Annotated in this window: 15 protein-coding genes; 9 read left to right on the top strand and 6 right to left on the bottom strand. The window is 68.9% G+C overall.

The annotated features are described in order from the left end of the window. The first annotated feature begins 16 nt into the window (after positions 1 to 16). From K2F47_RS21235 to K2F47_RS21245, 3 genes are all read left to right on the top strand, one after another. On the top strand, positions 17 to 616 hold the full coding sequence (locus K2F47_RS21235) for a hypothetical protein (RefSeq protein WP_242906432.1): 600 nt from the start codon (positions 17 to 19) through the stop codon (positions 614 to 616). Beyond that, entirely contained in the window at positions 613 to 834 is a 222-nt protein-coding gene (locus K2F47_RS21240) for a hypothetical protein (RefSeq protein ID WP_242906434.1), read from the top strand. Before K2F47_RS21235 ends, K2F47_RS21240 begins: the two co-directional genes overlap by 4 nt. Positions 835 to 1,108: 274 nt before the next feature. Further along, positions 1,109 to 1,273, top strand: coding sequence for a hypothetical protein (locus K2F47_RS21245; protein ID WP_242906436.1), 165 nt, complete (start codon positions 1,109 to 1,111; stop codon positions 1,271 to 1,273). A 510-nt stretch (positions 1,274 to 1,783) separates the two neighbouring features. On the opposite strand, the gene K2F47_RS21250 is transcribed toward K2F47_RS21245, so the two are convergent. Together K2F47_RS21250 and K2F47_RS21255 are read right to left on the bottom strand one after the other, a co-directional pair. Then, a complete protein-coding gene (locus K2F47_RS21250; RefSeq protein ID WP_242906437.1) occupies positions 1,784 to 1,987 on the bottom strand; it encodes a hypothetical protein in 204 nt (67 codons plus the stop codon). 58 nt (positions 1,988 to 2,045) lie between these two features. Continuing rightward, positions 2,046 to 3,971: a right-handed parallel beta-helix repeat-containing protein gene (locus K2F47_RS21255; RefSeq protein WP_242907512.1), complete on the bottom strand. Its 1,926-nt coding sequence runs from the start codon at positions 3,969 to 3,971 to the stop codon at positions 2,046 to 2,048. Between the two features lie 167 nt (positions 3,972 to 4,138). On the opposite strand from K2F47_RS21255, the gene K2F47_RS21260 reads away from it, so the two are divergent. Continuing rightward, positions 4,139 to 4,657, top strand: coding sequence for a GNAT family N-acetyltransferase (locus K2F47_RS21260; RefSeq protein WP_242906438.1), 519 nt, complete (start codon positions 4,139 to 4,141; stop codon positions 4,655 to 4,657). Further along, positions 4,654 to 5,850: a GNAT family N-acetyltransferase gene (locus K2F47_RS21265; RefSeq protein WP_242906439.1), complete on the top strand. Its 1,197-nt coding sequence runs from the start codon at positions 4,654 to 4,656 to the stop codon at positions 5,848 to 5,850. The genes K2F47_RS21260 and K2F47_RS21265 overlap by 4 nt, the downstream gene beginning before the upstream one ends. A 12-nt stretch (positions 5,851 to 5,862) precedes the next feature. Here the strand turns inward: K2F47_RS21265 and K2F47_RS21270 are convergent, their stop codons facing one another. Next, positions 5,863 to 8,916 carry an NACHT domain-containing protein gene (locus K2F47_RS21270; RefSeq protein WP_242906440.1) on the bottom strand — a complete coding sequence of 1,018 codons (3,054 nt, stop codon included), beginning with the start codon at positions 8,914 to 8,916 and terminating at the stop codon, positions 5,863 to 5,865. Between the two features lie 149 nt (positions 8,917 to 9,065). Next, positions 9,066 to 9,377 (bottom strand): hypothetical protein, encoded by a 312-nt coding sequence (locus tag K2F47_RS21275; RefSeq protein WP_242906441.1) that lies wholly within the window; start codon positions 9,375 to 9,377, stop codon positions 9,066 to 9,068. Positions 9,378 to 9,556: 179 nt separating this feature from the next. Between K2F47_RS21275 and K2F47_RS21280 the strand changes: the two genes are divergently transcribed. Continuing rightward, a complete protein-coding gene (locus K2F47_RS21280) occupies positions 9,557 to 9,955 on the top strand; it encodes a helix-turn-helix domain-containing protein (protein WP_242906442.1) in 399 nt (132 codons plus the stop codon). Between the two features lie 123 nt (positions 9,956 to 10,078). After that, positions 10,079 to 10,372 (top strand): hypothetical protein, encoded by a 294-nt coding sequence (locus K2F47_RS21285; RefSeq protein WP_242906443.1) that lies wholly within the window; start codon positions 10,079 to 10,081, stop codon positions 10,370 to 10,372. Between the two features lie 27 nt (positions 10,373 to 10,399). On the opposite strand, the gene K2F47_RS21290 is transcribed toward K2F47_RS21285, so the two are convergent. Further along, positions 10,400 to 11,014, bottom strand: a complete 615-nt coding sequence (locus tag K2F47_RS21290; protein ID WP_242906444.1) for a DUF1906 domain-containing protein — start codon at positions 11,012 to 11,014, stop codon at positions 10,400 to 10,402. Between the two features lie 250 nt (positions 11,015 to 11,264). Here K2F47_RS21290 and K2F47_RS41435 point away from each other — a divergent pair, with 250 nt between their 5' ends. Both K2F47_RS41435 and K2F47_RS21300 read left to right on the top strand, forming a co-directional pair. Next, a complete protein-coding gene (locus K2F47_RS41435) occupies positions 11,265 to 12,671 on the top strand; it encodes a hypothetical protein (RefSeq protein WP_242906445.1) in 1,407 nt (468 codons plus the stop codon). Between the two features lie 50 nt (positions 12,672 to 12,721). Then, the gene (locus K2F47_RS21300) at positions 12,722 to 13,648 is read left to right on the top strand and encodes an LLM class F420-dependent oxidoreductase (RefSeq protein ID WP_242906446.1); all 927 of its coding nucleotides are present in this window, start codon (positions 12,722 to 12,724) and stop codon (positions 13,646 to 13,648) included. Positions 13,649 to 13,845: 197 nt separating this feature from the next. On the opposite strand, the gene K2F47_RS21305 is transcribed toward K2F47_RS21300, so the two are convergent. Continuing rightward, on the bottom strand, positions 13,846 to 15,591 hold the full coding sequence (locus K2F47_RS21305; RefSeq protein WP_242906447.1) for an MFS transporter: 1,746 nt from the start codon (positions 15,589 to 15,591) through the stop codon (positions 13,846 to 13,848). Between the last annotated feature and the right edge of the window lie 95 nt (positions 15,592 to 15,686).

The raw sequence follows: 15,686 nt of genomic DNA on the forward strand, positions 1-15,686 counted from the left end.
TGAATCGCATCGGGAGATGAGCATGGCAGACGACGGCACCGAGCACCCGCGCACCTACGCGCCCCTCGCGGCCCTGGCGGCCATGCTTCAGGGGCGCGGCATCCGGAGCGAACTGGGCGCCTCGCTGGAGGTGGCGAACTCCGGGGGTGCGATAGCGCAACCGTCCGACTTGATCACCTGCCGGGCGCGGGCGGTCGACGGCGACCGGCTCTGGTTCTTCGACGGTGAGGGCGAGCCGATCGCGCCCGCTGAGAACGTCACCGAGGCCGCGATGCATATCGCGGCGGGTCAGCTCAGGGTGTCGGAGCCGCCGTTCGGTCTGGTGGACGCCCTGTACGCGGCCGTCCGGCACCGGTATCCGCAGCTCGGCGCGAGCTGCGAGTACCTCCCCGAGCCTTCGCCGGACGGTCTGGAGTGCGGGCCTCCGGAGCCGGGGAACCATTTGCGGCTCCGGCGCGGCGCCGACACGCGCCGGGTCCGCTGGGACGGGAACGTCGAGACCTTCGTGTGGTCGTTCGGGCCGGACAAGGGCGAGAGGCTCGCGGCGGACCCAGAGCGGGCGGCCGACCAGGTCGCGGCGACGTTCGGCATCGGGCGCGGCCGGGAGTCCCGATGATCGCCCTCGCCGAGACGCTGGCGGAACTTCGCGCGGAGTTCCCCGGCTGGACGATCGTCTACACCCGGCCCGCTGGGGGCGTGCGGTGGTGGGCGACGCGCGGGCTCGTCCGCGAACGGACGGACGAGCGAGGCAGCCTCACCACCTCGTCCGCTGAAGAGCTGCGCCAGCAGCTCCGGGGCGCGACAGGTAACCGGCCCCCGAGGTCGACCCGATGACGTGGGCGCGGCGACCCGTTGCACGCGGCACCGGCCGTCGCGCCCACCCGACGTGCGGCCGGACGCCCGGCGCTGTGGATCGCCGAGAGCGAGGCCGCGCGATGGACACGGACCCACCCGCCCCAGAGGTCCGTGTCCGCCGCCCGTCCGGTGCCCGGCATCACCGGGCGGGCGGCCCTTCGACGACGCGGGGGCACGGCTCCTTCCCCCCGGCGGCCGTGCCGCCGCGTCTTGGAGATGACCGTCCTCGCCGAAATCCCGACTGGAGGGGTGCTTGCGCTCGGCCTGCGTCCGGCCGTGGCCGGTGGTGGGCGCTGCGGGGTCGCTCGTCCGCGAGCACTTGGACGAGCGGGGAACGCTGGACGCGGTCAGCGCTGCTGGGCTCCGCGCGGGGATCGTGCGGCGCGTCGAGGGCGCGGCCGAGGAGTCGGCCCAATGACGTGGGCGCGGCGGTTGTTGAAATGCGCGGCAGCGGCCGTCGCGCCCGCCCACACGTGCGGTTGGACGTCCGGCGCAGGGATCGGCGTGCACGTCGCCGCACCATCGGCACGGCCCTACGCCCCGAGGTCCGTGCCCGCTGTCCGCTCGGGGGCCGGCATCCCCGGGCGAGCGGCACCTTAGACGACGCGGCGGCGCGGCTCCTTCCCCGATCAGACGTGCCGCCGCGTCTTGAGGAACATCGTTGAACGTCACGCTGCGCGGAAGCGCGGGGAGCGGTGTGCGGCCGGGCGGAAGGGGGGGTAGGGCTTTGCCGCCCGTCCGGGAGCACCGGGCGGGCGGCCCTTTGGAAGTTGCCTTGATGTTGGTCTTAGTCGGGGACGCGGGTGTATTCTCCCTTTCCGCCGCTGGTGCCGATGACCGTCAGGTGTTTTCCGTCTAAGGAAACGGTGCAGGTGCTGGCGCCCTTGCTCGTGCCGCAGTCGAAAATGGCTCGGTAGGTGCGCTGCTGTTACTCTGCTTTGAAGGTTCCAATGCAGCCACCGCCGTCGCTCTGGACGGCCATGGTGCCGTCGTCGCGGAACTCGAGCGTTGTCCCGCTGTCGTCCTCATCGCCCCCGTCGTGCCATTTTCCGACGATGGGACCGGGGCTGTTGGAGCACCCGGAGACCAGTGTGATCATTATCGCGCTGAGTACTAGGAATCCGCGGAGCATCAGACCTCCTGAAATCGGTCCTAGCAGCGTGCCCTATTGGAGGAGCGGCCTCAACGAGTTAGCGAAAGTTCATCGCGCGGCGGTAGGAGGGGAGGGGGCCCGCGTTGTTGAGGATTGCTGTGCAGGCGGCGTTCGCCGCGCAGGCTCGGGCCGGGTTCTCGGGGTTCAGGAGGGTGTTGTTGGTGAAGGTGAGCTTGCTGGGGTCGCCGCAATCCTGCTCGGCGGTCGGCCAGGCGCCCGGGAAGCTGCGCCGCGCGACCCAGGAGGGGACGGCGTCGTCCCAGAAATTGCCCACATAGCGGACGTTCTGGACGGGGCGGTTGCCCCACACCTCGCTACAGCCGCCGATCGCCGCCGCGTAGTCGAAGGTGGCGTTGCGGCTCACGGTGACGTAGTTGGTGCTGTCGTCGGTGTAGATCCCGACGTTCCATTCGGGGTTCTTGCTGTCGTTGACGGCGTTTCCGCTGATGACGGCGCCGTCCGCGAACGAGGTGCCCTGTTCGCCGCGCAGGTAGATCCCACCACCGTCCGGTAGTGCGAGGTTGGTCTGGAAGACCCGATTGTTCAGGATCCGGTTGCGGTGCATGATCCCGCGCAGGTCGTCGCTCGGGCCCGAGAGGATGCCGCTGTAGGGGACGTGGTCCACCTGGTTGTGGGCGAGCGTGGTCCCGGAGGTCGCGGTGTCCCAGATGCCGGACGAGGCGCGGTAGTCCACGCCGATGTGGTGGATCCAGTTGTTGGTGATTCGGTTGCCCCGGTTCACGCCCTTTTCGGCGGGTGGGACGACGCCCAGAAGAACGCCGCCGTCGGACACGTCGGTGATCACGTTGCCGTCTATGAGATTGTGCGAGCTGTTGTCGGACAGCTCCAGGGCCTGCCCGCCCAGGTGGACGAAGCGGTTGCCCTCGAATGTGATCCGTTCGGCGGTATGGAAGGCGACGGTGCCGGGGACCGTGTGCAGTCCGTCCGGACGCATGTACATGCTCCAGGCCGACGCGAAACCGGCGGGTTCGCTGGGGGCGAGCCAGGTGGCGTGGGCGAAGGTCAGACCCCGGAAATTTATGTCGTGCAATGGGCGTCCTGGGCTTCCGGTGCCGTTCACCAGTGATTCCAGGACGGGCACGACCACGTCGGCACGCCGCATGTCCTGGCCTTCGCGTGGGAGGTAAAGCAGCGCGTGATGTCCGGGACGGGAACGGTCGAGGTACCAGCCGCCGGGCTCGCGCAGGAGCGTCGGCGAGTTCTCGACTCCGGATACCTCCGCAATTGCCTCGGCCCCGTACAGTTCCTTGGCCAGCGACCAGCAGGGCTCGTCCATGGTGATTGTGGAATGCTTCGCGTCACCGGTGATGCTCGCTATACCGCAGCGGCCTGAGGCGTACCCGTATTCGTAGAGGAGCTCCATGTCCTGTGGGGACTTCCACGTTTGCGGGACGGCGCTGTCGGTTTCGTATCCCGTCTTTGTTGCCTTGAAATTGCCGGGAAGGGGCTTTCTGACGGTGGTGCGGGCGGCGCGCTGCCCGTCGACGTAGAGCTGGCGGGTGTCGAGCGAGCCGACCTCGGCGCGCCAGACGCCCTTGAGGTTCGGGTCGGGGCGCCAGCCGGTGATCTTCTGTCCGCCGCTGATGGTCACGGGCTCCTGGCGTCCGGTCCCGTAGCCGTTGGCCTGGTAGATCACCCGATGCCCGTTGTTTCCGGAGTCGCCTGCCTCCTCCGACATCTTCAGGGGTGCGGCCGGGGTGTAGGTGCCCGCGCGCAGGTTGACCACCAGGTCGGACTTCATGTGGGATGTCCGTTCGCGCACGGCCCGCTGCGCCCGAGCCAGGGTCGCGAAGGGCTTCTCGGCGGTGCCCGGGCCCGCGTCCTCGCCCCAGGGCGCGACGTACAACTGGTCCGGGCCCCGTCCGGCGTGCGCGGCTGGTGGCGGCAGCAGCGCGACCAGCGTGCCCGCCGCGAACACGGCCACGGCGCCCCGTTTGACCATCGTCAAGTCTCCTCCTCGGTCGATCTCGTGCCGCCACTGTTCCGCCGGGCGGGCCGGGGCCGCGTCGTCCGAACGTCGATCACGGCCTTCTTTGGTCGCGGACGGGACACGACCATCGTCGAACCCCCTGATGGGACGGGCGCGGGCGGTGTGGTAGGCGTGGTGGAATGGACTTGGAGACCGAACGGCTCGTGCTGCATCCGCTGAGCGTCGCCGAGGCGGAGGGGCTGATCGAGGGACGGCCGTCCGGCGCCGGATGGGCACCGGGATACCCCACCGACAGCGACCTCGCCGGGGCCCGGCGGTACCTGGCGACCTGCGTGCACGCGGGCGACCCGAAACCGTTCGGCGCCTACGAGATCCGGCGGCGCGACAACGGCCTCGCCATCGGCGGCCTCGGCTTCCACGGCGCCGCCGACGAGCGCGGCGCCGTCACCATCGGGTACGGGCTGATCCCCGCCGCGCAGGGCAAGGGCTACGCGACCGAGGCGCTGCGAGGGCTGCTGCGGTTCGCCCGCGACGCCGGTGTCAGCGCGGTCGAGGGCGACACCGACCTCGGCAACGTCGCGTCCCAGCGCGTCATGGCCGCCGTGGGCATGGAGTTCGTCGGCGCGGACGACCGACTGAAGTACTACCGCATCACCTGGGAAAACCGGTTGCGCGCCACCAATACGGTTGAGACATGAGCGACCTGGAGATCCGGGGCATTCCCCTGGCCGACGTCGACCAGATGATGGACCTCGCGAACCTCGTGTTCCACGAGCGCACCCCGGCCGAGGACCGCGAACGCTACCTGTGGATAGTCCGCCGCGCCGAGCGCATCGCCGCCTATGCCGATGACGTGTGCGCAGGCCAGGCCGCTGTCCTGCCGATGCGGCTGGCCGTACCCGGCGCGCTGCTGGACTGCTCGGCGGTCACCTTCGTCGGCGTCCTGCCGACCCACCGGCGGCGCGGCGTGCTGACGGCGATGATGGACCGGATGCTCGCGGACGCGGCCGCCGCGAACCGCCCGGTCGCCGCCCTGTGGGCGTCCCAGAGCGCCATCTACGGACGGTACGGCTACGGCCTCGCCGACCGCGCGATCAGCCTGAAGATCGACACGTCCCGCCCGCTCGCGCTGCGCACCGAGCCCGATCCGCGGCCGCTGCGGCTGCTCGACCGCGCCTCCGCCCCCGAGGTCCTTGGCCCCATCCACGCCCGCGCCCTCGCGCGGCGGCCCGGCGGCCTCGCCCGCGACGCCGAGTGGTGGGACAAGGGGATCCTGCCCGCCGTCGACGAGGACGACGACGAGTACACCGAACCCCGCATCGCCGTCCTGGACGGCGAGCCCGGCGGCTATGTGATCTACCGGACGCACGGGGAGGGGGCGGGGCACGTCCGCGTCGACGACCTCGTCGCCGACACCCCGCAGGTCGAGGCCGCGCTGTGGCAGTACCTGGCGTCGATCGACCTCACCAACAAGATCAAGGCCCCGTCCCGGCCCGTGGACGACCTGATCCCGCACATGGTCGCCGACTTCGACCGCGTCGAGGTGACCGGCTCGTCCGGCGCCCTGTGGGTGCGTCTCGTCGACGCCCCGGCCGCGCTGCGGGCCCGGTCCTGGGCTTCCGATGACTCGCTGGTGATCGAGCTGCTGGACGAACGGCTCCCCGCCAACCAGGGCCGCTGGCGCCTCGCCGCCGGAACCTGCGACCGTACTGACGACGCACCCGACCTGACGCTGAGCGCCTCGGAACTGGGCGCCGCCTACCTGGGTGGGACGAGCGTGCGCATGCTGGCGCGCCTCGGCGTCGTCACCGAGCACACGCCGGACGCGGCCGGACGTTTGGATCGTGCCTTCGCCGTACCGCTGGCCCCCTACACCAACGACGATTTCTGATGAAATTTAGGACTAATCGCCGTTGAGGAAGTCGACGTCCAGGTCATAGAACGCCTGCCGAGCCCACGAGTAGAGCTCCGGGGTACTCCTTATCTGTGGGGCGAGTGTGGCGAGTATGCCTGCTCGCCACTCTCTGGGCAAAAGGCGGGCTTCCGCCGAGAGTTGGCGTATAAGAACATATGTGACCATGCGATTTTCGCCGAAACGAAGGCATGTCTCATAAGCGTCCATGAGTTCGAGGTTGTCTCCTCCGTGTTTTGCTCTACTGGTCCATAGCTTGATAAGTGCATGAGTAAGCGAGACGGTTTTGTTGGAGCCGGTAGTGGTGAACAGGGTCGTTTTGAGATCATGTCCAAAGCTTTCTGTGCGACTCATCGGCGCCAAGGCGTGAATCAGAATATCTTCCGTTGCGTCGCACAAGAACTGTGCGGATATCTGCATCTCCATCGTGTCGGCAAAAATTAGGCTCGCAGTGTCGGGAAGGTATCCGAACGTCCAGTTGGCAGAGAATGATTGAACGGCCAGCTCTGAAGTTGGACAGGTGAGCTTGATGCCGCGCCTGCCGCGCGCGGTCTGAGTTCGTTCTAGTCGGATGGTTCTGATCAGGCTTGACCAGCCTGATTTTGGGAGTTGTGACTGCATTAGGCGAGCGCAGCGCCACCATGGCGTCACCGGATCCGGGGCGCCTGGGAAGAGTTCGCGCCCGGTCACCGACCCCTTGATGACCGTCGTAAGGAAGAGGATGTTTGCCATGTAAATCGCATGAAGAGCGGTGACTGACTGTCGGCGTGGCGCATACTCATTGTAGTTACCGCGTGCTTCTAGTGCGGTGTGAAAACAAGCAAGGGTGAAGTCACCTATGGCCTGGCACTCCTCCTCTGGGAGGTGGGAAAGCAGTTCGACAAGAAATTTGACGATTGGTTCGCGGGCGGTGAGCGGTGCGTAGGAAATTAGCACGCGGAGAAATGTGTCGTCGACTACTTGATGACGAGAGCTGCGGAGAGAGGCGTCGGCGAGGCCGATCAATTCGCGTGTCACCAGCCTGGCCACAAGAAATTCACCGAAGGTGGCATGGAGGAACTCGTAGGTGCTGAGCCGAGTTTTATGTGCGACTGCCTGTGTTTGGTGGATGAAGAAGAAGCGTCCAATGACAGCCTGGCCGGGGGTGATGGGGGCCTTGAAGCCGATATTGGGTCCACCAGTGCGTCCAGGGAAAAGGGCGGTAAGATCGTCGTTCAGTTCTTGTTCTGTTGTCCACTGGCGACCTCGATTGAACATGGCGAAGGCAGCGATTGACAGTCGGAGGAGCTCATCATCGGCCGCCGCCTTAATTGCTTGGTCGCTCAGCGCTGGGCTGGTCTTTTTGACCTCGCGTTCAGCAAAGCGGGACATAAGGCGCTGGTAGAGGTCCGCTAGGCCAAGGGTGCCGTCGTATTTCTGGAGTGCGTTCGCGTCCGCGTCATAAAGGGCGAGCATTAGTAGTAGGAGTGGTTGGCGGGCGAGTTCGCCATGCAATAGGGCTGTGGCCGTGGGAAGCGGGTGAAGGTCGCGATTTGTAAAATAGGAAGCGTTAGCGCTATTCCATGTGTCGAGCCATTGGGTGACCTGGTGGTCCGAGAACGGTTCAAGGCGTATCGCGTCGACCCCGTCGGACGGAGTACGGGCACAGTCCGCGACAGTGGTCCGGCTCGTGATGATGAACACGACGGGCCGTCCTTGGTCGGACTCGCGTTCCTGGAATCGGACCACCTGATGGAGATAGTCCGACTGGCTGACTCCCGTTGCTTGGACAAGTTCGTCGAAGCCGTCCAGAATGACGACAGGGAGGGCGCCGCGCGCTGTTCCCGCCAGTTTTGGCCACTTTATTGACTCGCCGGTGGCATCGCGGACGGCGTGCTCAATCTGAGTTTGGAGGTCGACATCAGCCGGGGTCTCGCGGAGCACGACTCGGACAGTCATAAAGTCGTTTGCTGGTAGCCGCGCTGCCAGGACCTGGGTGAGCACCGACTTTCCCGACCCAGGCTGGCCGAGCAGCAGAAGGGGTCTCTGCGCCGCCTCCGGCGCGGTGAGATGGCCGATCAGTAACTCCTGGAGGTCGTCCCGGACAGGAACGTCCTCCCACCAATCCTCCTTGGTAAGCATGTCGACCTGGCTTGCATACTTCGTACGGTAACGAGGGTTGACGTACGCGGCTTCGAGGTTGGGAATGACCATTCCGGCGGGTGCGCCATCGGACTCGGACAGCGGACGCTGGAGCCGAGCGCGGTAACGACGGGACAGTGCAGTGCGCTGATCCCCTATGGACTGGTCAGCGGCAATCTTGTCCAGGACCTGCCGGACCCCGATAAGTCCTGTCTGAATTTTGCGGATTTCACTTCGTGTGGCCTCATGGTCAGTCCGGGCCACCCAGAAGCACAGCTCGGGGAAGTCCACCGTGAGCTTTTGAAAATGCTCCTCGAAAAGCCGAACAGCTGCCAAGGGCACATCGATTCTGATATTGTGGCGGAGGCGGCGCTGATCGGTAAATCCTAGCCGGTCCCAGACGGCCAGACCCGTGATAAAGCGCACCAAGTCGTGGCCCAGCTTCTTCTGAAAGCTCAGCAGGTCGTCCATTAGAATTTCGTAAGGCCTTGCTGGCGTGATCAGCGGGATTTCGGTGCCGGTCAGGCCCGCGACAAGCAGGGGGACGGCGGACGGGTCGCCGCCCGCTATCGCCACCTGTTCGGCCTTGCTGATCCGCAGTTCCCGGACGTCGAACGGAAGGTCCACCTCCGCCACGGCCTCGAAGAACGCCGTGACCACCAGCACGCGCTGGGCAGCCGCCAACAGCTCGGTCCGATCGGTGCGGCCGAGGCCGCGCTTCTTCGCCACGAGCCCCCGGACGAGGTCGTGCCCGTGCCGGAAAAGCTCGCCCTTGGCGTCGAAGAGGCTGAGTGCGAAGGTGCTGCCGCCGCCGGTCGCGGCCAGCAGCAGGCCGCCGGTCAGGCGGTCGAGCGCGGTGACGATCTTACTTTCGCCGCCGCCGAGCAGTCGGACGGCGTCGGCGTAGGTGAGTCCGCGGGCCACATGCGCTCCAGGGGGCGAGGGAGGGAAGGCACTCGTCCATCGTCCCGAAAGGGCCCACCATTAATCCGGCGAATCACCGACCACCCCTGGCCGCATCCCCCCGCCGGGGATGGGCCGTCGCGATCCGGTGGGGTGGCATCGTCGAGATCTCAGGTGCTGAGGAGGGTGGTGACGAGGGCAACGACCACTGACGCGGTCGCGGCCAAAAGGGACAACAGGGTCATGGTGTGGCGGAAGCGCTTGTCGAGATAGGCGTGGGTTACCTGGTTGCGCTCGGCGGAGGTGATGCGGTCGTCGAGGTCGGCGATGTGGCGGATGTGGCCGCGGGCCTGCTGCTCGTGCAGTTCGATGCGCTGGAGGAGCAGTGCGAACTGGCCCTCCAGGTTGGCGATCTGCACGTCGAGGTCGCGGCGCAGCTCCGCCAGCGCCAGCTCCAGGGTGAACGGTCCATCCTCGGTCACGGCGATCGGGCCCCTTCCTGTAGGGGGTTCCCGCCGGCAATCCGGTCCGCCGGCGGCGGACCCACTTCCAGAGTAGGAACTTACCAGTAACTTATCAAGAGTGAACCGGTAAGTTATGGAAATCTTGACGAAGGGAAGTTTCTGCCTTCGGTTACTGGATGTTCCATAATGTTTCCGTCATGCTGGGCAACATGGCGGGAGAGCTGGACCGGGAGCGGGTCGCCAAGTACGTGGTGGCCCGGCGCGGATCGCTCGGCCTGACCCAGGAACAGCTTGCCGAGCGGGCCGGGGTGACGGTCAAGACGATTTACAACCTGGAGGCGGGCGACCGGTGGCCGCAGGCGCGGACCCGGAGTGCCATCGAGGACACCTTGCAGTGGCGCGGCGGTGACCTGGTTCGCATTGGGGAGGGGCTGGAGCCGCTCGGTGTGCCGGACGGCGACGGGCCCGAGGAGGCGCTCCGCGAGCTCGCGGAGCTCAACGCCTACTTCGCCGACCTGCGGGCCGACGCGGGGGACAAGCGGCGCATGGCCCTGACGTTCCTGCGCGCGCTGTATGGGGAACCCGGCGGCCGATAGGTTTTTGTGGCTCTGTGAGTTTTCCGGTACTGACCGGTTGTTGCGGGCTCTGGCGCGTGGGGAACACTAGGAATGCCGGGGCGGTTCAGGAACGTCCCCGCTCCCTGTGAAAGAAGGACGGCGATGCGCTCCACCCGTGGCAATGGCGTGACCGGGGCCCTTGCCGCCAGCGTCGTCGCGGCCGGCGCGGGTGGTGCCGCCGCCGTCGCCGCGCTCGACGGGCGGACGGAACTGCTCGTCCTCATCAACATCGGCCTCGTCATCGCCGGTGCCGCCCTGTCGCTGGTATCGGTGCATCTGGTCCGCGACGTCAGGGAGCAGCAGCGGCGGATCCTGCGGCATCTGGAGATCCAGACCCGCGTCATCCGCAACGCCGCCCGCGCCGCCGCCGCCGACCATCACGACGAATCCCGCTGACCGGGCCGGACCGGGCGCTCGGACGGGCTAGCCGGGCTTGTCGTCCTTCCCGGGGGAGGCGCCGACGCGCCACTGCCCGTAGTCGTGGTCCATCGCGCGGTCGTAATCGAGGTCGACACCGTTGATCACGTGGTCGTTGGAGTACTGCTGGAGTTGGGCGCGGCCGTCCCATTTGCCTCCCGACCAGGCGTAGGTCTGCCACCCGTAGGTGATCTTCCCCGCGTCGAACGCGCGGTTGATCGGGCCGTGCCCGGCGTAGAGGCCGACGCGGTCCCGGCCGAGGACGGAGGCGGCGCCGTCCAGGTAGGCGTTGATCTCGTCCTGCTGGCCGGACGTCGCGTCGAAGTCGACCGCGAAGTAGACGGGACGGTCGTCGGGCATGCCGCACGCGGTGGCCTGCTCGGCGGCGTCCTTCGCGTCCGCCTCGCCGGCGTCGCGTCCGCCGAGCGCGCGCGAGGCGGTGGACTCCCAGACGGCCACGAGCCAGATGCCCGCCTCCGACAGTTCCTCCGCCTCCGAGCGGGTCAGGTTCTTGCCGGTCTTGTCGTGTGAGAGGTAGCGGCACACGAACTTCACGCCGGCCTTCTGTAGCGCGGCGGCGCCGGGGCGTCCCCACGCGTAGTCGACGCCGAAGACGGCCATCTGTGCTCCATGCGCGAGATCAGGGGGCGGTTCGGGAGGCGGAATCGGGGGCGAGACCAGGTCATCGTCGGGTCAAGCGATGGTCACATCACAGTCGCAGAGAGTCACCGGCGCTGTCCCTTCCTCTGGCAGCCACGATCACGATGCGTGACGACACGCCGACGTGGCGCTAGCGCCAGGCCCGGCCGGTCGCTACAACGGACATCGTCAGTAAAACCGCAGGTCACCGGGGGGAACATTGTTCGGGAAGGTGAGGGGTCGCGCCGGGGCGCGGGGGTTCGTGCTGCTGGCGGCGGCTCCGCTGCTCGGAGTCGCTCCGATGCAGGACGCGAACGGCGGGACCCTCGCCGAGGGGCCGGGGCCCGCCGCGCACAACGCGCGCTCGGACGACCAGCACGCGGACGAGCAGCATTCGGACGACCAGCAGTCGGGGCCGGGCACGCCCAAGCCCCCCGCCAAGCCGAAGGCCGAGCCCGCGTCCAAACCGAAGCCCAAGAGCGAGCCGCAGCCCAGGCCCAACCCCAAGCAGGGCGCCGGTGAGGCCGTCAGGCTCAGCATGGTCGGTCCGGGTAGCACGGTTGTTCCTGGTAGGGCGTACAACTGGCCGTTCGCGGTGACCGTCCAAGCCCAGGCCAAGGGTGCCCAGGCGCATCGCGCGGTGCTCCGGGTGACGCTTCCCAAGACGCTGAAGTTCGTGTCCGGCCAGTCGAACTGCGCGGTCGGCAAGGACCGGAAGGTCGTCTGCCGTCTGGGCGTCCTCAAACCGGGGCAGACCGTCCCGGGAGTGCTGCGGGCGAAGGTGGCCGAGCACGCCAGGGCCGGACAGACGATCATGCCGGACGCCACCGTGACCTGGGGCACGGCCCGGGCGAGGCAGGCGTTCCCGGCGTCGCGCGTCGCGCGCACGGTCGATCTCGTCATGTCGAAGAAGGCGCCCGCGAAGGCGCGGGCCGGGACAGCGATCCGCTACGTGATGCGGGTGCGCAACCTCGGTCCGTCCACCGCCGAGAACGTGGTCGTCCGGACGCGCGGGCACGCCAAACTGATCGGGCCCGACAACGCGTGCGCCACGCGGCGCGCGGGTTACGCATGCGCGGTCGGCTCGTTGCGGCCCGGCGAGTCGCGGACGCTGCGCACCAAGGTCATGCCGGACGCGAGCGCCAGGGCCGGGACGACGCTGGAGTCGCCGTCCACCGCCACGACGTCCACGATCGACGTCAACACCGCCAACAACCGGGCCGTGGCGCGCACCAGGATCACCGCCGCGCCAGGCAAGTCGGCCGGGAAGGGCAAGTCGACCGGGAAGGGCAGGCCCACCCCCGCCGACGGCTCGACGGGCGCGAGCAGGCCCACCGGCCACGGCGGCGCCGACCTCCATGGCGACGCCGACATCGACGACACCACCGGCGCCGACGAGACCACCGAGGAGACCTCGCAGGCCGTCGCCCCGGCCGCGCGGGACGGCATGGCCGTCCGGCCGCTGGCGTACGCGGCCGGACGCCCGGCGCGCACGCCGAAGGCGGCGGGCGGGATCTCGCTGACCGGGACCCGCACCGGCACGATCGTGGAGATCGCGGTCGTGATGGTCGGGGCCGGGTTCGTGCTGACCCGTCTCGGTCGCCGCCGTCGCCGCAGCCGCGCGGACGACCGGGGCTGATGGAACCGCCGCGTTGACGTCCGGGCACGGGTTCGTACGAGGATGGGCCCATGCGACTTCGGATTTTCACAGAACCCCAGCAGGGGGCGAGCTACGAGACCCAGCTGGCGGTCGCGAAGGCGGCGGAGGACCTCGGTTTCGACGCCTTCTTCCGTTCTGACCACTATCTGGTCATGGGCGGCGGCACCGGCGAGCCGGGGCCGACCGACTCGTGGGTGACGCTGGGTGCGCTGGCCCGCGAGACGAGCCGGATCAGGCTCGGCACGCTCGTGACGGCCGGGACGTTCCGGCTGCCCGGCCCGCTCGCGATCGCCGTCGCGCAGGTCGACCAGATGAGCGGCGGCCGCGTCGACGTCGGGCTCGGGACCGGCTGGTACGAGCAAGAGCACACCGCGTACGGGATCCCGTTCCCGAGCCTCGGCGAGCGGTTCGCCCGGCTGGAGGAGCAGCTCCAGGTGGTGACGGGGCTGTGGCGGACGCCGCCCGGCGAGACGTTCTCGTTCTCGGGCGAGTACTACACGGTGGCCGACTCGCCCGCGCTGCCCAAGCCCGTCCGCCCGGAGGGGCCGCCGGTGATCATCGGTGGGACCGGCGCCCGGCGGACGCCGAGGATCGCCGCCCGGTACGCCGACGAGTACAACGTCCCGTTCAACGTCCCGGAGGACACCGGCGCGGCCTACGAGCGGATCCGCGAGGCGTGCCGGGAGCAGGGGCGGACCCGGCCGCTCGTCTACTCCGCCGCGCAGGTCGTGTGCTGCGGACGCGACGAGGCCGAGGTCCGGCGCCGCGCCGACGCCATCGGCCGGGACGCGGACGACATGCGGCGGGAGGGGCTCGCGGGGACGCCGGCCGAGATCGTCGACAAGATCGGCCGGTTCGCCGAGCTGGGCGCCGAGTGCGTGTACCTCCAGGTCCTCGACCTGAGCGATCTGGAGCACCTGGAGCTGATCGCGGCGGAGGTCCTCGCCAAGGTCTGACGCCCGGACGCCCCGGGACGTAGGTGAAACGAGAAGGCCCGCGGTCGGGGGTCGCGCGTTCCGTGATCTGGAACGCCGCGCCTCCGCCGCGGGCCGTTTCCCTTCCGGGGTTGCCGGGACGGGGATCTCCGGTGCCCGCCACCGGGGCCGGAGAGCGCCGAGCCGGGAGCCGCCGGAAACCCGGGAGCCGCCGGGGGTTACGCCCCGGCCGGTGCCTCGACACTGGTCGCGGGGGTCTGGGCGGAGTCGTCCTCCTCCTCCGGGCGGGCGTACCGGGGGAGGAGGAACGCCACGACGATCGTGAGGGCGAGCAGCCCGACCTCGATCCACAGCGTGATCTTCATGGCGTCGCCGAAGCCGGTCTTCGCCGTCCGCTCGCCCTCGTCCGCGACCGCCTTCTGGATCGCGCCCGCCGACTGCGGCGCGGCGGCGATCGCGGCCCTGACCTCGCCCTCCAGCCGGCCGCAGGACGCGGGGACGGCGACGGCGTCCTTGGCGGTCGCGCGGTCGCGGCCGCAGTCGTGCAGGCCGGTGACGACCCGGTCCTGGAGCGGAGCGGGGACGGACGCGGCGGCGAGCCGTCCGCGCAGCGCGGTCGCGCCGTCGTCGGCGGCGGTGGCCACGTGCCCGCCGAGCAGCCCGAAGAAGATCGTCCCGAGCACGGCCGCGCCGAGCGCGCTGCCGAGCTGCTGGATCGCGGTGAGCGTGCCGCCCGCCGAGCCGGTCTCCTCCGGCTCGACGCCCGCGAGGACGATGTCGAAGAACGGCGCCATCAGCAGCCCCATGCCGAGGCCGACGACGAGCAGCGCCGGGGTGAGCTGCCACGGCGTGACGTCGACGCCCGCGACCTGGAGCGTTCCGACCAGCCCGGCGACACCGCCCGCCATGATGAGCGCGCCGCCCTGGATGACCTTGCGGCCGAACCGCTGCACCGGCTGGGAGACCACGAAGCCGATGACGATGCCCACGGACCAGGGGATCTGCGCCAGGCCGGCCTTGAGCGGCGAGTAGCCGAGCCCGAGCTGGAAGTAGAGGGCGAGCGCGAGCGCGATGCCCGCCATGCCGGTGAAGAACACCACGCCGACGACCAGGCCGCCGGTGAAGCCGCGCTTGCGGAACAGGCTCGGGACGATCAGCGGGTCGCCGCCCGCGCGCTGCTTGCGGCTCTCGTACCAGGCGAACACGGCCCAGACGGCGAGCGAGGCGGCCATGAGCGCGAACGTCCAGGCGGGCCAGTCCAGCTCGCGGCCCTGGACGAGCGGGTAGATCAGCAGCCCGGCGCCCACGGCGGCCAGCAGGGCGCCGACGAGGTCGAGCCGCGTCGCGTGCTCGGAGCGCCCGGCGGGCAGGAACTTCAGCCCGGCGAGGACGGCCGCGATACCGAGCGGCAGGTTGATCAGGAAGATCATGCGCCAGCCGGTGCCGAAGAGGTCGGCGTCGATCAGCCAGCCGGCCAGCACCGGCCCGCCGACCGAGGACAGGCCCATGACCGGCCCGAACGTGCTGAACGCCGCGCCCATCTCCTTCGGCGTGAACATCTGCTTGATCATGCCGATGCCCTGCGGCAGCATCAGCGCGCCGAACAGGCCCTGGAGCACCCGGGAGCCGATCAGCATCCCGGGCGAGCCGGAGACGCCGCACAGCAGCGAGCCCACCGTGAACCCGGCGGCGCCGATGAGGAAGATCTGCTTGCGCCCGTACAGGTCGCCGAGCCGCCCGCCGGTGATGAGGCCGACCGCCATGGCGAGGGTGTATCCGGCGGCGAGCCACTGGATGGTGCTCGCGGAGCCGCCGAGGTCGGCGCGGATCGTGGGCGACGCGATGTTGGTGATCAGCGCGTCCAGCATGTCCATGATCTCCGCCGCGAGGATCACGAACAGGGCCGCCCAGCGCCAGCGGTAGCCCGCCTCCGCGCTCGGCGTGGTCGCCGGTGTCTCGGTCATGGGTCCTCCGGGGGGAACAGCGTTCGTTCGGTGCGAACACTGTTTTAAGTGCGAACAGCGTTCGTGTCAAGTACGATGTTCGTGTTCGTACGCTG

Source organism: Actinomadura terrae (assembly GCF_022751215.1).
Taxonomy (GTDB): Bacteria; Actinomycetota; Actinomycetes; order Streptosporangiales; family Streptosporangiaceae; genus Spirillospora; species Spirillospora terrae.